Here is an 18,186-nt window from a genome sequence, read left to right as displayed (position 1 = left end):
GGTGCTCCCTGGATGGACGACGGGTGACATGCCAGAGTACGCGCACAGCGTCGCCGGCGGGGCCGCCGGGCGGCCGGGGAAAGTTTCAGATCGGCGCGCCGGCGAATCCTCGAAATTTTTCGGATGGCGGCCCGCCGCCCTTCGTCCCGGGAAATGCAATGACCAGCGGAGAACGCCGTAAGGGCGGGCTGACCGGCCGTCAGCGGCTCTGAAAACGAGGGCTCCACCAGCGGTCGCCTGTTTGTTTCATGGATTGACGTAATCGGAAACGTGGTCGTAACCTCGGCGCACTGACGCGGAGGGCGGCGATTGCATGCAGCGCGCTGATTCGTCCGACGCGGAGATTCCTCTCGACCTTCGAGGATGCGATCAATGAATCTGCTCACAACCATCAAAGGCCGCACCCGATCGATCGGCGTCCCCGCGGCCGCCGTCCTGGTCACCGCCACCGCGCTGGTGGCGTCGGCGGGACCGGCGCAGGCGGCCCCGGCCGACGGCGGCCTCTACACGCTGGCGTCGGGGGCGAGCGGCAAGTGCGTGGAGGTGACGGGCGCTTCGGCGGACAACGGCGCCCTGCTCGTCCAGACCGCCTGCGTCCCCTCGGCGGCCGATCAGCAGTTCAGGGCGGTGGCGCGGGGGAGTGCGTTCAATCTGGTCAACGGCGGCAGCGGCCGGTGCGTTGACGTGCCCGGGGCTTCGACCGTCTCCGGTACGCAGTTGCAGCAGTGGGGTTGCGGCGACGGCAGCAAGAGCAACCAGCAGTGGACCTTCACGCCCTCGTCGGCCGCGTCCGGCAAGTACCTGGTGAAGAGCGTGGCGACCGGCCTGTGCGTGAGCAACAAGGACGGCTCCACGGCCGGTAACAACCCCATCGTCCAGGAGACCTGCTCCGACGTCGCCCGCATGCAGTGGTCCGTCAACTCGCCCTCATCCGGTGACCGGGTCTGGTCCAACAACGCCGACGGGTTCGCCGCCACCAGCGGCAGCGGCCTGGCGACCACCACCGGAGGCGCGGCCGGCGCCACGGTGACCGTCACCACCTACGCCGACCTGGTGAGGTACGCCACCGCCGCCGAGCCGTACGTCATCAAGGTCAACGGCGCCATCACCGTCACGCCGTACGGCACCGAGATCAAGGTCGCCTCCAACAAGACCATCGTCGGCGTCGGCACCAGGGGCCACATCGTCAACGGCGGCTTCTTCCTCGGCTCCGGCGTCAGCAACGTCATCATCCGGAACCTGACCATCCGCGACACCCGGATGGCCGACGACGACCCCGACGACAAGCTGTACGACTACGACGGCATCCAGATGGACACCGCCCACCACATCTGGATCGACCACAACACGATCACCCGGATGAACGACGGGCTGATCGACAGCCGCAAGGACACCAGCTACCTCACCGTGTCCTGGAACGTCCTGTCGGAGAACAACAAGGCGTTCGGCATCGGCTGGACCGACAACGTCACGTCGCGGATGACGATCCACCACAACTGGATCCACGACAACAACCAGCGCAACCCCAGCACCGACAACGTCGCCTACGCCCACCTGTACAACAACTACCTGCAGAACATCACCGGCTACGGCAACTACTCGCGCGGCGCCACCAAGATGGTGATCGAGAACAGCTACTACGACAACGTCAAGGACCCCTACTACAGGGACGACGCCGCCGAGCTCCGCCAGAGCGGCAGCATCGTGGTCAACTCGACGGGCCAGCGGGAGACCGGCGGCTCCGCCTTCACGCCGTCCTCCTTCTACTCCTACACGCTGGACCCCGCGGCGCAGGTCCCGGCGCTCCTCCGCACGTATGCGGGCCCGCAGGCCAACATCGGCCTGTGATCGACATCCCGGGCCGGCCCCAGAGCCGGCCCGGGGTACCCCCCACCTCGGGAAAGGACCGACCATGCGTCACGGCATCCAGGCACCGTCACGCGCCGCGAAGATCGCGGTCGTCCTGGCGGTGCCCGTCACCGCCCTGACCATCTCCACCGGAGTGAGCTCGGCCGCCGCGGCCCCGGCCGACGGTGGCCTCTACACGCTGGCGTCGGGGGCGAGCGGCAAGTGCGTGGAGGTGACGGGCGCTTCGGCGGACAACGGCGCCCTGCTCGTCCAGACCGCCTGCGCCGCCTCGGCCGCCGATCAGCAGTTCAGGGTGGTGGCGCGGGGGAGTGCGTTCAATCTGGTGAACGGCGGTAGCGGCCGGTGTGTCGACGTGCCGGGTGCTTCGACGGTCTCCGGTACGCAGTTGCAGCAGTGGGGTTGCGGCGACGGCAGCAAGAGCAACCAGCAGTGGACCTTCACGCCCTCGTCGGCCGCGTCCGGCAAGTACCTGGTGAAGAGCGTGGCGACCGGGCTGTGCGTGAGCAACAAGGACGGCTCCACGGCCGGCAACAACCCGATCGTCCAGGAGACCTGCTCCGACGTCGCCCGCATGCAATGGACCTTCAACTCCGTCTCCGGATCGGTCACCCCGACGGTGGCGTCCGACGGCACCGGCCGCTACCGGACCGTGCAGGCGGCGATCGACGCGGTGCCGGCCGGCAACACCAGCCAGGTGGTGATCACCATCAAGCCCGGCACCTACCGGGAGATCGTCACCGTCAACAAGCCGTACGTGACGCTGCAGGGCCTGGGCTCCTCCCCGTCCGACACCCTCATCGTGAACAACCGCTCGGCCTACACCCACGGCACCTCCGGCAGCTACACCGCGCTGATCTCGGCACGTGACGCCGCCGCCACCAACCTGACAATCTCCAACGACCTCGACGAGAGCACCGTCCCCAGCGGCGCGCAGGCCGTCGCGCTGCGGCTGGACGGCGACCGCACCACGCTGTCGAACGTCCGCATCCTGGGCGACCAGGACACCCTCCTCGTCAACGACTCGGCCCGCGCGTACGTCAAGAACTCCTACGTCGAGGGCACCGTCGACTTCATCTTCGGCGGCGGCACGATCGTCTTCCACAGCTGCGACATCTACGAGAAGCGCAGCACGGGCGGTCCCGTCACCGCGGCCAGCACGGCGGCGGCCAAAACGTACGGCTTCCTGTTCTACAAGTCGCGCATCAGCGGCGCCGCGAACAACGTGACCACCCTCGGGCGGCCGTGGCGCCCCGACGCGCAGGTGCTCTACCGGGAGTCGACGCTGAGCGCGACGATCGCGACCGCGCAGCCGTGGACGGACATGTCATCGAACTCCTGGAAGAACGCCCGCTTCCTCGAATATCGCAACAACGGCGCCGGCGCGACCACCAACGCCAACCGCCCGCAGCTCAGCGACGCGCAGGCGGCGAACTACACCCCCCAGAAGTACCTGGCCGGCGGCGACGGCTGGAACCCCGCCGGCTAACGCCGGTGCCCGGCCCGCTCGGCGGGCTCGCCGGCGGACTCGGCGGGGCCGGCCGTGGACGCCAGCTCCAGGACGGCCAGCTCGCCCTGCAGGACGAGCACGGCCCCGCCGACGGCGGCCGCGTCCGAGCCGCTGACCGAGGTGACCACCCGCACCGGGTGCGCCCGTCGGGCGAAGGTGCGCCGCCGCACCTCCTCCTGGACGACCGACTGGTAGATCGGGCCCGCCGCGGCGAGGCTGGGCCCGGCGAGCACGATCGTGTCGAGGTCGAACAGGCTCGTCATGGTGACGGCGGCGGTGCCCAGGTGGCGGGCCGAGCGCTCGATGAGGGTACGTGCCGCCGGGTCGCCGGCCTGGGCCGCGGTCGCGATGCGGCCGAACGCGGCCATGACGTCGGTGTCGCCGGGGTCGAGCCCCAGCCGCGCGCCGAGGGGCGATGCCTCCAGCGCCTGCTTGATCACCGCGGTGGGGTCGGCGTAGTTGCCGAGGCAGCCGTAGTTGCCGCAGCCGCACGGCCCGCCGTCGAGGTCTACGGTGATGTGGCCGATCTCGACGCCGTTGGAGGAGCTGCCCCGGTACAGCTCGCCGTCGACGACGACGCCCCCGCCGATTCCGCTGGCCATGTAGATGCAACCGAACGCGGGCGTGTCCACCGCCCCCAGCCAGTACTCCCCGATCGCCGCGGCCGCCGCGTCGTTGTCGAGCAGCACCGGTAGGCCCAGGATCTCCGACAGGCGCGGCGCGACCGGGTATCCGAACCATTCGGGGGTCGGCTGGTGGGTCAGCAGCACGCCCGCCCGCCGGTCCTGCGGCCCGTACGTCGCCAGCCCCACCCCGAGCACCTTCCCGCGGTCGACTCCGGCGGTGTCGAGCAGGGCGTTCACGCGCGAGGCCACCAGCGCGACGCCCTGGCCGGGAGGCAGCGTCGCCGTGCCGGGGAACGAGGTCCGGGCGACCGGCCGGCCCGTCAGGTCGACGAGGACGACGACGCAGGTGTTGCGTTCGAACAGGACGCCCACCGCGTACCGGGCCCGCGGGTTGAGCTGCAGCAGCGTCCGGGGCTTGCCGCCGGTGGAGGCCCCGCGCCCGACCTCGACGACCAGCCCGTGGTCCATGAGCTCGCGGACGACCTGGGTGATGGTCGCCGGCGTGACCCCGGACTCGGCGGCCAGCTCGATCCGGCTGATGGTGCGCGCGGCCCGGATGTGGTTGAGCACCATTCCGCGGGTTCTCGGCCTCCCGGCCACTCGGTCTCCCTTATTTCGGGTGCCAAAGAAAGCCGGGCCCGGGCCGGTGTGTCCGGCCCGGGCCGTTGTTCCGTCAGCGGGCGGCGCAGGACAGCGTGGGGACGCTGTTGCTGCCGTTCCACGAGCCCAGGAACCCGAAGGTCGTACTCGCTCCGGCGCCGAGGCTGCCGTTGTAGCTCATGTTGCGGGCGGTCACGCTGGACCCGCTGCTGGTAACCGTCGCGTTCCAGGCGTTGGTGACGGTCTGGCCGTTGGCGAAGGCCCACGTCACCGTCCAGCCGCCGATCGCCGAGCTGCCCGCGGTGACCCGGACCTCCGCCTGGAAGCCGCCGCCCCACTGGCCGGTCACCTGGTAGGTGGCCGAGCAGGCGCTGGGCGAGGGCGTGGGGGTGGGCGTGGGAGTGGGGGTCGGGGTGGGGGTGGGTGACGGGGTGCCGGTCGAGCCGCCGTAGATCGTGGCCTCCTTGGCGGTCGCCTTGATGCCGTTGGCGCCGTTGAAGATCCGCTGGCCCCAGGTGGTGAGCCGGCTCGGGTCGAAGCCGGTCGCCATGTCGAGGATCGGGTCGGTGTTGCCGCTCCAGGACCAGCCGAGGTAGCCGAGGCCGCGCGACTGCGCCTCGGACAGGATCGTCTCGTGGTCGACCTCGCTGGAGCTGAAGCGCCAGCCGAACTCGCCGATGACCAGCGGCCACCCGTTCGCCTGGAACCGGTTGAGGTAGTCGACGATGCCGGCGGCGGTGTTGAAGACGGCGTACATGTGGATCGACAGCACGGTGTTGTGGCGGGTGTCGGCGTCCAGGATCGTCTGGGCGTTGTCGCGCATGACGTACTGCCAGTCCTGGCCCCAGTTGGGGGCGTCGACCATGAGCAGGTGCTCGAAGCCGTTGCTGCGCATCTTCTTGATCGCGTTCGCGGTGGCGGCGGTCCACTGGCCGGCGTTGGTGTTGCCGATCGGTTCGTTGCCGATGTTGATGACGACGTAGTTCTCCTGGCCGACGAGCGCGCTCTTCTGGCTGATCCAGTAGTCGGCCGCCTCGTCGAGCGAGGCGGCGGCGCCCTCCTCGCCGTACCCGGTGGTGTCGTGCACCTCCAGCACGCAGATCAGCTTGTTCTGCTTGCACAGGGAGATCACGTTGGCGACGTCGGTGGACGGGCCCCACCGCTTGCCGCTGCCGAGCACGACGCGCACGGTGTTGGCGCCGAGCGCCTTGATGTCGGCGAACGAGCTGGTCTGGCCGGTGTACCAGACGTGGGGGTGGTTGACGCCCCGCATGACGAATTCCCGGCCGTTGGCCTCGACGATCTTGGTGCCGCTGACGTGCAGGCCCGCGGCGGCGGACGCGGACTGGACGTACACCAAGACCGACGCAACGGCCGCGAGCACGGCGGCGCCGAGGGCGAGAAGCCTTCTCCTCATGACCTACCTCGTGGTCGGGCCCCGGCCATCCGGGGCGGGAAGCGCCCCACACGCTATAGAGCCGTCGGATGACGGAGAAGCACGGGAGATCACGCCCGGCCCGCGCTGGGTGCCGATCCACGGCCCTGCCTGCGACGACCGGCCCCAGGGTGCCTGAAAGTTTCAGTCCTTAAATAAGTCTTCTTACGACAGGGCCGCGCGGGGCAGCCCCGGAATGACGGAGAGGAAGAACTCGCGGATGGCGTATTCGACCTGCACGGAGTCGCGGTCGAAGAGCCACTGTGCCTGCAGGCCGTTGATGAGGGAGATGGTCATGGTGGCCAGCGTCTCGGGGTCGATCGCCGGGCGCAGCCCGTCGCGTGCGGCCAGGGCGGTGAAGATGTCGGCGTAGAAGCGGCGGAGATTGCGGTAGCGGTCGGCGTAGTAGGCGTGCGCGGGATGGTCGGGAGAGGTCGCCTCGCCCGACACGACGCAGTGCAGCTCCATGAGCCCCGGCTGGAGCTCGTTGTCGACGATGACGGCGATCATGCCTTTCAGGGTCTCGACGGGGTCGGCGGCCGGGTCCAGCACCTTGGCCGCCTCCAGGAACTCGGTGCCGCGTTCGTCGCGCAGCTCCAGCACCCCGAGGAGCAGGTCCTCCTTGCGGGGGAAGTGGTGCAGCAGCCCGGTGTGGCTGATGCCGGCGCGCTTGGCGATGTCCTTCATGGTGGCGCCGTAGAAGCCGGTCTCGCCGAACGCGTCCACGCAGGCCTCGAGGACGCGCCGGCGCACCGCCGCCGTCTTCGCGTACGGGCCCCGGTTGCCGGATGCCATCATGGACGCCCCTCCAAATTAGTATCGCGATTCGTTTTTCATGCTAGCGTGTCGCCGACACCCATGGTCTCGAGCAAGGAACTCAACCATGCCCCAGCTCCCCTCCGGTTTCCTCTGGGGTGCGGCGACCGCCCCGCACCAGGTGGAAGGCAACAACGTCAACAGCGACTGGTGGGCCCTAGAGCAGCAGATGCCCGGCATGCAGCGCAGCGGCGACGCGGTCGACAGCTACCACCGCTTCGCCGAGGACATGCGCCTGCTGGCCGAGGCCGGGCTCAACGCCTACCGCTTCGGCATCGAGTGGGCCCGCATCGAGCCGGTGCCCGGGGAGTTCTCCCGGGCCGAGCTCGCCCACTACCGCCGGATGATCGACACCGCCCTCGACCTGGGTCTCACCCCCGTCATCACGCTGCACCACTTCACGAACCCGCGCTGGTTCAGCTGGCTCGCCGACGACGCCGTCCAGCGCTTCCAGACCTACGTGCGCCAGGCCACAAGCATCCTCGACGGCGTCGAGTGGGTGTGCACGATGAACGAGCCCAACATGCTCGCCCTCATGATCGGGATGGCCCGGGACGCGCAGGCCACCCGGCGGACGACCGAGGAGTGGATGAGCCCCACCGTCGAGGGCGCCGCGCGGCCGGTGCTCCCCGACCCCGACCCGGCGATCGGCGAGCGGCTGGCCGAGGCGCACCACGCGGCCCGCGCGATCCTGAAGGAGCACACCGGGGCGGCCGTCGGCTGGACGGTGGCCTGCCAGGCGCTCACCGCGACCCCGGGCAACGAGGACAAGCTGCGCGAGGTGCGTCACGTCCGCGAGGACCTCTACCTGGAGGCGGCCCGCGGCGACGACTTCATCGGCGTGCAGTCCTACTCCAGCCAGGCCGTCGACGAGAACGGCGTCGTCCCGCACCCGCAGCACCCGGACAACACGATGACCGGCAACGCCTACCGGCCCGACGCGATCGGCATCGCCGTCCGGCACGCCTGGGAGACGACCGGCCACACGCCCGTCCTCGTCACCGAGAACGGCATCGCCACCCCGGACGACACGCGGCGGATCGCCTACACCTCCGAGGCCCTCGGCCACCTGTTCGCCACCATGGACGACGGCGTCGACGTGCGCGGCTACCTGCACTGGACCGCGCTGGACAACTTCGAGTGGGGCCACTGGGAGCCGACCTTCGGCCTCATCGCCGTCGACCGCACGACGTTCGAGCGCCACCCCAAGCCGAGCCTGGCCTGGCTGGGCGGGGTCGCCCGCCGAGGGGAGATCTGATGCTGAAGCCGCGCTCCACCGCCACCCGCGAGCTGGTCAGCCTCGACGGGCTCTGGCGGTTCGCCCTCGACGGCGGCCCCGGCCCGCTCGACACCACGCTGGAGGCGGCGGTCCCGGCCAGCTACAACGACCTGTTCACCGACAGCGCGATCCGCGACCACGTGGGCTGGGTCTGGTACCAGCGGCAGGTGCGGGTGCCGCGCGGCTGGGCCGGCGAGCGCGTCGTCCTGCGCGTCGACGCGGCCACCCACCAGGGCCGGGTCTACGTCGGCGACATCCTCGTGGCCGAGCACGTGGGCGGCTACACGCCGTTCGAGGCCGACGTCACCGAGCACGTGCGCGCCGGGCAGGAGTTCCGCCTCACCATCGGGGTGAACAACGAGCTGACCGACACGACGATCCCGCCCGGCACGATCACCGTCACCGCCGACGGGCGGCGCAGGCAGACGTACCTGCACGACTTCTACAACTACGCGGGCCTGGCCCGCTCGGTGTGGCTCTGCAGCCGTCCCGCCGTCCACGTCGAGGACATCACCGTCGTCACCGCCATGGACGGGACGGTGGAGTACGCGGTGCGGACCAGCGCGCCCGCCCAGGTCCGCGTCCGCGTGCTGGACGCCACCGGCACCCAGGTCGCCACGGCCGACGGCACGAACGGCGCCCTGCGCATCGAGGACGTGCGGCTGTGGCGCCCCGGCGCGGCCTACCTCTACGACCTGGTCGCCGAGGTCCTGGACGGTGAGCGGGTCGTCGACAGCTACCCCGAGCCGTTCGGCGTGCGGACGGTGGAGGTGCGCGGCACGCGGTTCCTCATCAACGGCGAGCCGTTCTACTTCACCGGCTTCGGCAGGCACGAGGACACGCCGGTGCGCGGCAAGGGCCACGACAACGCCTATCTCGTGCACGACTTCCAGCTCATGGACTGGATCGGCGCCAACTCCTTCCGCACCTCGCACTACCCGTACGCGGAGGAGGTGATGGAGTTCGCCGACCGGCACGGCATCGTCGTCATCGACGAGACCGCCGCCGTGGGCCTCAACCTCGCCGTCGCGTCCGGGCTCACCGGCGCCCCGCCCCGGCCCACCTTCTCGCCGGACACGTTCGGCGAGGCCACCCGCGAGGCGCACGCCCAGGCGATCCGCGAGCTGGTCGCCCGCGACAAGAACCATCCCAGTGTCGTCATGTGGTGCATCGCCAACGAGCCGGCCTCCAACGAGGAGGGGGCGCGCGAGTACTTCGAGCCGCTGGTGGAGCTCACCCGCAAGCTCGACCCCACCCGCCCGGTGAGCTACGCGGCCGTGCTCTTCGCCACGCACGACAACGACCGCATCGCCGACCTCTTCGACGTGCTGTGCATCAACCGCTACTACGGCTGGTACGTCGCCACCGGCGACCTCGCCACGGCCGAGACGTACCTGGAGCACGACCTGCGCGGCTGGGCCGACAGGTTCGGCAAGCCGATCATGATGAGCGAGTACGGCGCCGACACCATGCCCGGCCTGCACTCGGTGTGGGACACGCCGTGGACCGAGGAGTACCAGCAGGCCTACCTGGAGATGAACCACCGGGTGTTCGACCGGATCGAGGCGTTCGTCGGCGAGCACGTGTGGAACTTCGCCGACTTCCAGACCTCCCATGGCATCCACCGCGTGGACGGCAACAAGAAGGGCGTCTTCACCCGCGACCGCAGGCCCAAGGCCGCCGCCCACGCGCTGCGGGCCCGCTGGAGGTCGCTCGGCAGCCGCAAACCCCAGGGGTAGCTGTCACTCCAGGGTGAGGTGCACCGGGCCGCCCGCGGGGTCGGCGTCCGCCACGATGGAGAAGGGGACGCGGAAGACCCGGCCGGGGGCGGCCGGCCACGGGAGCCGGACCCGGGCGAGGACGCGCCCGTCCTGGGTGGCGGTGACCCGCGGAAGCGTCCGGAAGGCGTCCGCCCACAGTAGGAGCCGGCCGCGGGAGGGCGGCGGCCCGCCGGGGCGGACGAGCTGCGGCGCGACCCAGCGCAGGGGCGCCTGGGCCACCAGCGGCACCCCGCCGGCGGGCCCGGGGTCCCCGGCCAGGTGCCGCAGGACGGCCGCGGCCACGTGGCGCCCGTCGAGCGCGGCGACGTCGGCGGTGTCGACCGGATGCAGGAGGTTCCCGGCCGCGAACACCCCGGGCAGGCTCGTCGCCAGGGAGGTGTCCACGCGCGGCCCGAGCGTGGCCGGGTCCATCTCCAGGCCGCCCGTACGGGCCAGCTCGTGGTCGGGGATCCAGTCGCCGGTCGTGATCACCGTGTCGCAGGGGACGCGGCGGCGCCGCCCGGTGCCGAGGTCCTCGATGTCGACCGAGGTCACGCGGCCCCTGCCGTTGATGGCGACGACCCGGGTGCGGGCCCGGACGAGCACGCCGAAGGCCAGCCGTCCCGGGAGGTGGAAGGCCGCGTAGGCTTCGGGCCGGTCGTACTCGCTGGTCATCAGCACCGTGCGGCAGCCCGCCTCGCGCAGGGTCAGGACCGCCGACCAGCTGACCAGCTCGGCGCCGACCACCACGGCGCGCCGCCCGACCTCGCGGTGGTGCAGGTGGACGAGGTTCTGCAGCTGGCCGGTGGTGTGGACGCCGTCGGGGCGGTCGCCGGGGATGAGCCGGGCCGGGCGGGGCCGCTCCCGGGCGCCGGTCGCCAGGACCACCGCGTCGGCCTGGACGAGGCGGCGGCCGTTCGGCGAGGTCACCTCCAGGGTTCGCGGTCCGGCCCAGCCGGTGACCATGGCCTCGGTCTCCAGCCTGGCTCCGGCGTCGCGGGCGTGGCCGGTCAGCCGGCGCGCGTACGCGGGTCCGGAGATGAACCTGCGCAGGTCGCGCAGGCCGTAGCCGGGATGGTCGCTGTGCCGGGGGATGCCGCCGGTCTCCGGCTCACGCTCCAGGACCAGGACGTCGCCGTCCACGGACGGGGCGAGCGTGGCGGCGGCGGTGAGCCCGGCCGGGCCCCCGCCGATCACGGCCACCCGTACCTGGTCATTCATCCCGCTCCCCCTTCGAAGATCTCGCGTACCCGGGCTCCGCAGTAGAAGCCCTGGCAGCGTCCGTTCATGGCTCTGGTGCGGCGGCGCAGGCCCTCCACCCCGGCGGGCGGGATCACCGACGCCAGGGCGTCGCGGATCTCACCCTTCGTCACCCGCTCGCAGAAGCACACGACCCTGCCGTACTCCGGGTCGGCGGCGATCGCGGCGGCGTCCTGGTAGGGGCGCGGGAAGGCCTCGCCCAGGTTGGGCATGCGGGGCGGCGCGGGCAGGGCCGCGCGCCCGGTGATGTCGAGGTGGCCCTTGAGCAGGTCCGCGACGTGCTCGGCGATCGCCATGCCGGCGGTCAGGCCGGTGGAGCGGATGCCGCCGACCAGGACATAGCGCTGCCCGGCGTCGAGGTCGATGAGGTAGTCGTCGCGCCCGATCGAGGCGCGCAGGCCCGCGTAGGTCGCGGTGACCTCCTCCGCCATCAGCCGGGGCATCAGCTCGGCGCCCTTCTCCCGCAGGAACTCCAGTCCCGCCTCGGAGGTGCCGGTGGCGGCCCGGTCCGTCAGGTCCTCGGCGGTCGGGCCGACCATGACGTTGCCGTAGATGGTGGGGCTGACGAGCACGCCCTTGCCGGCCGACGACGGCACCGGCAGCACGATGCAGGGCGCCAGCGGCCGGGCGAGCTTGTCGAAGACCAGCAGCTCGCCGCGGCGCGGCGTGACGGTGAAGCGGTCGTGGCCGAAGAGGGCGTCGAGTACGTCGGACCCGAGCCCGGCAGCGTTGACCACCCACCGGGCGGAGAGCTCGCCCGCCGTGGTCACCAGCCTGGTGGTGTCCGGCCCGGGGTGGACCGCGGTGACGCGGTGGCCGCGCAGCAGCCGCACGCCGCGGTTGACGGCGTCGATGGCCAGGGCGAGGTTCGTGGTCCAGGTGCAGATGATGGACTCGCCGGGCACCGTCAGCCCGCCGAGCGCGCCGGCGCCGAGGGCGGGGACCCTGCGGTAGACCTCGGTGGCGTCCACGATCTGGCAGGCGGTGTAGCCGTTGCGCTCGGCCTTGGCCCGCAGCCCGGGCAGGGCGTCGAGCTGCTCCGGCGTCCAGGCCACGAGCAGCGCCCCGGTGCGCTCGACCGGGATGCCGGTGGCCTCGGCGTACCGGCCGAGCAGGTCGTGGCCGCGGGCGACCAGGCGGGACTCCAGGGTGCCCGGCCTGGCGTCGAAGCCGGTGTGCAGGATGGCGGTGTTGGCCTTGCTGGTGCCCTCGCCCACGTCGTCGCGCGCCTCCACCAGCGCCACCGACAGCGCGGTGCCGCCCAGCAGGCGCGCGATGGCCGAGCCGACGATGCCGCCGCCGACCACGGCCACGTCGTACGTGCTCACGACTTCTCCTTCGACGACAAGGTGGTCCGGGCGGCGGCCTGCCACCGCTCCAGGTACGCGGCGGCCCGGTCCGGGGGCCAGGCGGGCTCGTAGACGGCCGACGGTCGCCAGCCGCCCACCGCCGCGGCGGCGTCCAGGGCCGGGTCGAGGGCCATCAGCGCGCACGCGGCGGCGCCGAGCGGGGTCGCGTGCGGCGACGGGTAGACCTCCACGGGGAGCTGGGCGAGGTCGGCCTGCGCCTGCATGAGGACGCGCGAGCGGGTCAGGCCGCCGTCCACGCGCAGCCGCGACAGCGGCGCGCCGAGATCCGCCCCGACCAGCGCGGTCAGCGCGGCGACCTGCGCGGCGATCCCCTCCAGCAGCGCCCGTACGAGGTGCCCGCGGCCGGTGCTGAGCGTCATGCCGGTGAACGAGGCGGTGGCGCCGGCGTCCCACCACGGCGCGGCCAGCCCGGCGAGCGCGGGTACGCACAGCACGCCGTCGCCGGAGGGCGCCGCGACGGCGTCGAGCTGGTCCGCGCCGGAGACGAGGCCGAGGTCGGCGAGCCAGCGCACGGCCGAGGCCGCGGTGTAGACCTGACCGTCGACGCAGTAGCGCGTCTCGCCGCGCAGCCGCCAGGCGATCGAGGTGGCCAGGCCCGACGCCGAGCGCGCGGGGGACGTTCCGAGCTGGGCGAGCAGGAACGCGCCCGTGCCGTAGGTGCACTTGGCGGTGCCCGCCTCCAGGCACCCCTCGGCCAGCAGCGCGGCCTGCTGATCGACGATCAGCCCGGTCACGGGGACCTCCGGGCCGAATGCGGTGGTCGTGCCGACGACGGCGTCGCCGGCGACGATCTCGGGGAGCCGTTCGGAGCCGAGACCGAACAGCTCCAGCAGCTCGCCGTTCCACCGCGCGTCCTCCAGCCCGAGCAGGAGCGAGCGGCTGGCGGTGGCGGCGTCGGTGACGAACGCCCCGCACAGCCGGTGCACCAGCCAGGTGTCGGTGGTCGTCACGACGCCCTCGGTGGTCAGCTCCTCGCGGATCCAGCGCATCTTCGGCGCCGAGAAGTACGGGTCGAGCACGAGGCCGGTCAGCGCGGCCACCCGGCCGGCCTGCTCGGCCCGCGCGGCGCACAGCGGCTCGGCACGGCGGTCCTGCCAGACGATGGCGGGCGTGAACGGCTCGCCGGTCACGGGATCCCAGGCCAGCACGGTCTCGCCCTGGTTGGCCAGGGCGACCGCGTCCAGCGGCACGCCCGCCGCGGCGGCCGCGCGCCGCCCGGCGGTCAGGACGGAGTCGAGCAGGGCCCGCGGGTCCTGCTCGACCCCGCCGCCCGCCAGGTAACGCGGGCGCAGGGCCTCCTCGGCGATCGCCAGGACGGCGCCACCGGCGTCCACGACGATGGCCTTGGTCCCTGATGTGCCCTGGTCGATCGCGAGGACGTGCATCGTGAGATCTGCTCCTTCTGCGCGATAAGGTCTCTTGGTATATACCATGTGGTGTAGACCGAAAGGTATAGTCCAGACATGGGCTCACCCCGTTACGTGACGATCGCCGCGGAGCTGCGCGACCGCATCACCGGCGAGAAGCTCGGTCCGCACACGCTCATGCCGTCGGAACGCGAGCTCAGCGAGACCTTCGGCGTCAGCCGGATGACCGCCCGGCAGGCCCTGGCGCTGCTGGAGAAGGAGGGATACGTCTACCGGCGGCCACCGCGGGGCACGTTCGTGGCCGAACCGCGGGTGCCGTTCCACATCGGCAGCTTCTCCGACGAGATCATTTTGGCCGGGCGGCGGCCGTCGGCCCAGCTCATCTGGGCCGAGGAGCGCGCCCCAACCCCTTCGGCCAGGGAGGCGCTCAACCTGGCCGGTGACGAGACCGTGCACGCCCTGCACCGGCTCCGCTTCGCCGACGACGAGCCGATCGCGCTGGAGACCACCTACTTCCCCAGCGCGATCACGCCCGGCCTGCTGGAGCGGCCCCTCACCGGCTCGCTCTGGCACATCCTGCGTGCCCACTACGGCGTCGTGCCGGCCGACGCCTCCGCCGTCATCGAGTCCATCGTCATCGACGACGCCTCCTGCGCCCGGCTGCGGGTCCGCAGCGCCTCCAGCGGGATCCTCCTGACCCGCCGCACGTACACGGCCGAGGGGCGCTGCATCGAGTTCGCGCGTGACGTCTACCGGGCCGATCGCGCGTCGTTCAAGGTGGAGGCGCGGATCCCGGTGCCGGTCGAAGGCGGCTGAACGCGCGTCAGGCGGTGTCGCCGCCGTCGGCGAGCAGCGTGCTGCCCGTCATGAAAGCGGCCAGGTCCGACGCGCAGAACAGGACGACGCGCGCGATGTCGTCGGGGACGCCGACCCGGCCGACCGGGCTGTTCAGCATGAGGTCGGTCGGCGGGAGGTCACCGGCCGGCACGGCGGCCGCCGCCATCATGTTGCCCTCCGTGGGGACGTAGCTGGGCGCCACCCCGAGCACGCGGATGCCCAGCGGGGCGAGCTCGAGGGCCAGCTCGCGCGTGAGACCGCGGGCGGCGTGCTTGGAGCCGACGTAGGCGGCCAGGCCCGGCGCGCTCCCGCGGAAACCCGCGGTCGAGACGATGTTCACGATGACGCCGCCCGTGCCGCCGGCCGACATCCGCCGGGCCGCCTCGCGCGCGCCGACGAAGACGCCGCGGGCGTTCACCGCGAACACCTGGTCCCAGGTCTCCTCGCTCATCTCCAGCAGCGGGACGCTGGGGAAGATCCCGGCGTTGTTCACCCAGATCTCCAGGCCGCCGAGCTCGGTGACCGCGAGGTCGGCCGCCGCGGCCACGGACGCCGCGTCGGTGACGTCCATGGCGATGCCTGCCGCGCGTACCCCGTGGCGTTCGGCGACCTGCTTGGCGGCGGTGCCGGCGAGCTCCTCGTCGATGTCGCCGATCAGCAGGTCGGCGCCCGCCTCGGCCAGGCGCAGCGCGATCGCCCTGCCCAGCCCGCGACCGCCGCCGGTCACGACCGCGCGCCGCCCTCGCAGGGAAACGAGCTCCGCCAGGGACTTGCCCGACACCTCGGCAATGGACATGCGTGTACTCCTTCAGTTGATGGGACGTCGTTGAGTGAAACGCCCCGGACCGGTGTGGAACGTGCTGCCGTCCGGGAAGCGGATCCGCGCCTCGGAGCCCCCGGGCACGTCGACCGCGATGCTCAGGTGGCCGTCCTCGACGCGCCAATCGACCGCGATCCGCCCCTGCGGGCCGTCGAAGGTGCCCGTGGCCCAGGTGATCGCCCTGTCGAGCACCGGGTCGAGCACCGGCGCGACCACGAAGGACTCCCAGCCGGCCGAGCCCGGTGCCTGCCGCAGGCCGAGGGTGTGGGTGTGCAGGAAGCGGATGACCGCGCCCTTGCTGTAGTGGTTGAGTGACGCCGTGGCCGTGCCGTCCTCGGCCACCCCGTCCCAGTCTTCCCAGATGGTGGTCGCGCCCCGGTCGAGCATGCCCAGCCACGAGGGGGACGAGCGCTGGTACAGCACCCGGTAGGCGACGTCGGGGTGGCCGGAGTCGGCCAGGACGGGCAGCAGGTCGGCCGTCGAGAGGAAGCCCGTGCCGAGGTGGCCGCCGGCCGCGTCGATCAGGCCGACGAGGTGCCGGGCCGCCCGCTCGCGCAGGTCCTCGGGCACGAGCTCGAAGGCCAGGGCGCGCACGTAGCTCGCCTGCGTGCCGGTCTTCGTCCGGCCCTCGAGGTCCAGGAACTCCGTCTGCCACGCCCGGCGTACCCGCTCCGCCGTCTCGCGGTAGCGGGCCGCGTCGCCGGCGTGCCCCAGCACCCCCGCCACGTCGGCGAGGGTGCGGACGGAGCGGAACAGGTACGCGGTGCCCACCTCGCCCTTGTCCGCCAGGTACCACGCCATGGGGTCGCTCATCACGGGATCGACGAGCGACCCGTCCGCCGCGCGTTCCTTCGGCTCCAGCCATTCGCCCCAGTGGAAGGAGCCGTCCCAGACGAACTCCTCGTGCGCGAGTGGCTCGGCCGAACGCTCGACGCGGGAGGGATGCCGGGCGTCGCGCGCGGTCGCCAGCGCCCATTCGACCCAGCGGCGCATCGCCGGCCAGTTCTCGGCGAGGGCGGCGGTGTCGCCGTAGGTCGTGTAGAGCTCCCACGGGACCAGGACGATCGCGTCGCCCCACCCGGCCGAGCCGGTGATCCCGTTCACCATCGGCTCGTCGCGGACCTTCAGCCGGTTGGCGTCGGGCGAGGAGTTCACCACGCGGCCGTCGTCCAGCTGGTCGTCGCGGACGGAGCGCAGCCACTTGCGGCTGAAGCCGTCGACGTCGTACAGGCGGGCCGCGGTCGGCGCGAAGATCTGGTAGTCGCCCGTCCAGCCCAGGCGCTCGCGCGTGGGGCAGTCCGTCGGGATGTCCACCGCGTTGCCGCGGAAGCTCCAGCGCGCCACCTCGTGCAGCCGGTTGAGGTCGTCGTCGCTGCAGGCGAACGTCGCCGTCGGGCGCAGATCGGTGTGCACGACCCGCATGACGATGCCCGCCGGGTCCACGGCGCGGGACAGGCGCGCGTAGCGGAAGCCGTGCACGGTGTGCCGGGGCTCGAACACCTCGCCGGGCCGTCCCGAGGAGACGACCTCGTCGCGTTGCACGAACGGGATCGCGGGCTCGCCCGGTCTCCGGCTGTCCAGATGCGCCGTCGTCAGGTCACCGGCCGGGTCCAGGTGCTCGCCGTGGTCGATCACGGTACGGGTGCCGGCCGGGCCCAGGTCGGCGAGGGCGATCCAGCCGGAGGCGTTCTGGCCGAAGTCCACGATGCACGCGCCGTCGCCGTGCCGGGTCACCGAACGCGGGGCGATCCGCTCCACCCGGCGCACCGGCGGGGCCGGTGACCAGCTGATCGGCGGCGCGGTGACCGCGTCCACCCGGACGGGACGCGCGGCGCCGGGCAGGGCCGTGAAGTCGGTCGTCTGGCCGTTCATCAGGTCGGCCGCGACGACGGTGCCCCGGCGCGAGGTCCAGTCCGCGCCCGTGACGGCGACCGTCTCGGTGCCGTCGGCGTAGCGGACGTGGAGCTGGAGCCGCGCCGCGGTGGTCGTGCCCCACGAGTCGCGCTTGCGCCAGGTGCCGACGCCGCCCCGGTACCAGCCGTCCGACAGCAGGATCTCCAGGTCGTTGCCGCCGCCGCGCAGCAGCGCCGTGACGTCCGCGGCCTGGGCGTACAGCGTGTCCCCGTACGAGGTGGAGCCCGGCGCCAGCTCCGCCGTCCCCACCCGCGTGCCGTTGACGAACGCCTCGTAGACGCCGAGCGCGGTGGCGTAGAGCCGGGCCTGGGCGATGTCGCCGCGCAGGTCCACGCCGCCGGCCAGGACGTAGGCCGGGCGGGGGTACCCGCCGTCCTCCTGCGGGGAGATCCAGCGCGCCGACCAGTCCGGCTCCAGCAGGCCCGACTCGAACGCGTGCCAGGGCGACCAGTCCGAGGACCGCCCGCCGAGGCGCGTCCGGACCCGCCAGGACACGGACTGCCGGCTGCGCAGCGGCGGCAGCGGCCACTCGACGAACAGGTGCCGGGCGGAGACGACGTTCTCCACGCTCTGCTCCACGCCGTCGACGCGGAGCTGGAGGTCGTACCCGTCCTGCCCGCGCCACGTGCGCGGCAGCTTCCAGGACAGCGCCGGCCGCTCCTCGGCGACCGGGAACTGATCGCCGCCGGCGGCGATCCGCAGGTCGTACGGCGCGTGCTCGCTCAT

13 protein-coding genes are annotated in these 18,186 nt (G+C 72.2%); 5 read left to right on the top strand and 8 right to left on the bottom strand.

From position 1 onward, the window contains the following. Positions 1 to 372 precede the first annotated feature (372 nt). Both HD596_RS47280 and HD596_RS47275 read left to right on the top strand, forming a co-directional pair. Positions 373 to 1,848: an RICIN domain-containing protein gene (locus HD596_RS47280; RefSeq protein WP_185075860.1), complete on the top strand. Its 1,476-nt coding sequence runs from the start codon at positions 373 to 375 to the stop codon at positions 1,846 to 1,848. 64 nt (positions 1,849 to 1,912) lie between these two features. After that, complete coding sequence (locus HD596_RS47275) at positions 1,913 to 3,355, top strand: pectinesterase family protein (protein WP_185075859.1); 1,443 nt, start codon at positions 1,913 to 1,915, stop codon at positions 3,353 to 3,355. Here the strand turns inward: HD596_RS47275 and HD596_RS47270 are convergent. The 3 genes from HD596_RS47270 to HD596_RS47260 all read right to left on the bottom strand — a co-directional run bounded on the left by HD596_RS47270 (position 3,352) and on the right by HD596_RS47260 (position 6,835). Beyond that, complete coding sequence (locus tag HD596_RS47270; protein WP_185075858.1) at positions 3,352 to 4,575, bottom strand: ROK family transcriptional regulator; 1,224 nt, start codon at positions 4,573 to 4,575, stop codon at positions 3,352 to 3,354. The two genes, HD596_RS47275 and HD596_RS47270, sit on opposite strands and share 4 nt — an antisense overlap. A 100-nt stretch (positions 4,576 to 4,675) precedes the next feature. Beyond that, complete coding sequence (locus tag HD596_RS47265) at positions 4,676 to 6,019, bottom strand: cellulase family glycosylhydrolase (protein ID WP_185075857.1); 1,344 nt, start codon at positions 6,017 to 6,019, stop codon at positions 4,676 to 4,678. A 183-nt stretch (positions 6,020 to 6,202) separates the two neighbouring features. Next, the gene (locus HD596_RS47260; protein WP_185075856.1) at positions 6,203 to 6,835 is read right to left on the bottom strand and encodes a TetR/AcrR family transcriptional regulator; all 633 of its coding nucleotides are present in this window, start codon (positions 6,833 to 6,835) and stop codon (positions 6,203 to 6,205) included. 85 nt (positions 6,836 to 6,920) lie between these two features. On the opposite strand from HD596_RS47260, the gene HD596_RS47255 reads away from it, so the two are divergent. Beyond that, positions 6,921 to 8,111 (top strand): family 1 glycosylhydrolase, encoded by a 1,191-nt coding sequence (locus HD596_RS47255; protein WP_185075855.1) that lies wholly within the window; start codon positions 6,921 to 6,923, stop codon positions 8,109 to 8,111. After that, positions 8,111 to 9,871 carry a beta-glucuronidase gene (uidA, locus tag HD596_RS47250; protein WP_185075854.1) on the top strand — a complete coding sequence of 587 codons (1,761 nt, stop codon included), beginning with the start codon at positions 8,111 to 8,113 and terminating at the stop codon, positions 9,869 to 9,871. The genes HD596_RS47255 and uidA overlap by 1 nt, the downstream gene beginning before the upstream one ends. A 3-nt stretch (positions 9,872 to 9,874) precedes the next feature. On the opposite strand, the gene HD596_RS47245 is transcribed toward uidA, so the two are convergent. The 3 genes from HD596_RS47245 to HD596_RS47235 are packed head-to-tail and all read right to left on the bottom strand — an operon-like array spanning position 9,875 to position 13,907. Further along, entirely contained in the window at positions 9,875 to 11,113 is a 1,239-nt protein-coding gene (locus HD596_RS47245; RefSeq protein ID WP_185075853.1) for an NAD(P)/FAD-dependent oxidoreductase, read from the bottom strand. After that, positions 11,110 to 12,480, bottom strand: a complete 1,371-nt coding sequence (locus HD596_RS47240) for an NAD(P)/FAD-dependent oxidoreductase (protein ID WP_185075852.1) — start codon at positions 12,478 to 12,480, stop codon at positions 11,110 to 11,112. The genes HD596_RS47245 and HD596_RS47240 overlap by 4 nt, the downstream gene beginning before the upstream one ends. Beyond that, complete coding sequence (locus HD596_RS47235; protein WP_185075851.1) at positions 12,477 to 13,907, bottom strand: FGGY family carbohydrate kinase; 1,431 nt, start codon at positions 13,905 to 13,907, stop codon at positions 12,477 to 12,479. Before HD596_RS47235 ends, HD596_RS47240 begins: the two co-directional genes overlap by 4 nt. Before the next feature lie 78 nt (positions 13,908 to 13,985). Here HD596_RS47235 and HD596_RS47230 point away from each other — a divergent pair, with 78 nt between their 5' ends. After that, positions 13,986 to 14,705 carry a GntR family transcriptional regulator gene (locus tag HD596_RS47230; protein ID WP_185075850.1) on the top strand — a complete coding sequence of 240 codons (720 nt, stop codon included), beginning with the start codon at positions 13,986 to 13,988 and terminating at the stop codon, positions 14,703 to 14,705. Positions 14,706 to 14,712: 7 nt separating this feature from the next. Here HD596_RS47230 and HD596_RS47225 read toward each other — a convergent pair whose 3' ends face one another. Beyond that, complete coding sequence (locus tag HD596_RS47225) at positions 14,713 to 15,522, bottom strand: SDR family NAD(P)-dependent oxidoreductase (RefSeq protein ID WP_185075849.1); 810 nt, start codon at positions 15,520 to 15,522, stop codon at positions 14,713 to 14,715. A gap of 12 nt (positions 15,523 to 15,534) precedes the next feature. Further along, positions 15,535 to 18,186, bottom strand: a complete 2,652-nt coding sequence (locus tag HD596_RS47220) for a family 78 glycoside hydrolase catalytic domain (RefSeq protein WP_185075848.1) — start codon at positions 18,184 to 18,186, stop codon at positions 15,535 to 15,537.

It is taken from the genome of Nonomuraea jabiensis (assembly GCF_014204795.1).
GTDB lineage: Bacteria > Actinomycetota > Actinomycetes > Streptosporangiales > Streptosporangiaceae > Nonomuraea > Nonomuraea jabiensis.
The sequence above is the reverse complement of the archived record's forward strand: the minus strand, read 5'-3'. Positions and strand labels throughout refer to the sequence as shown.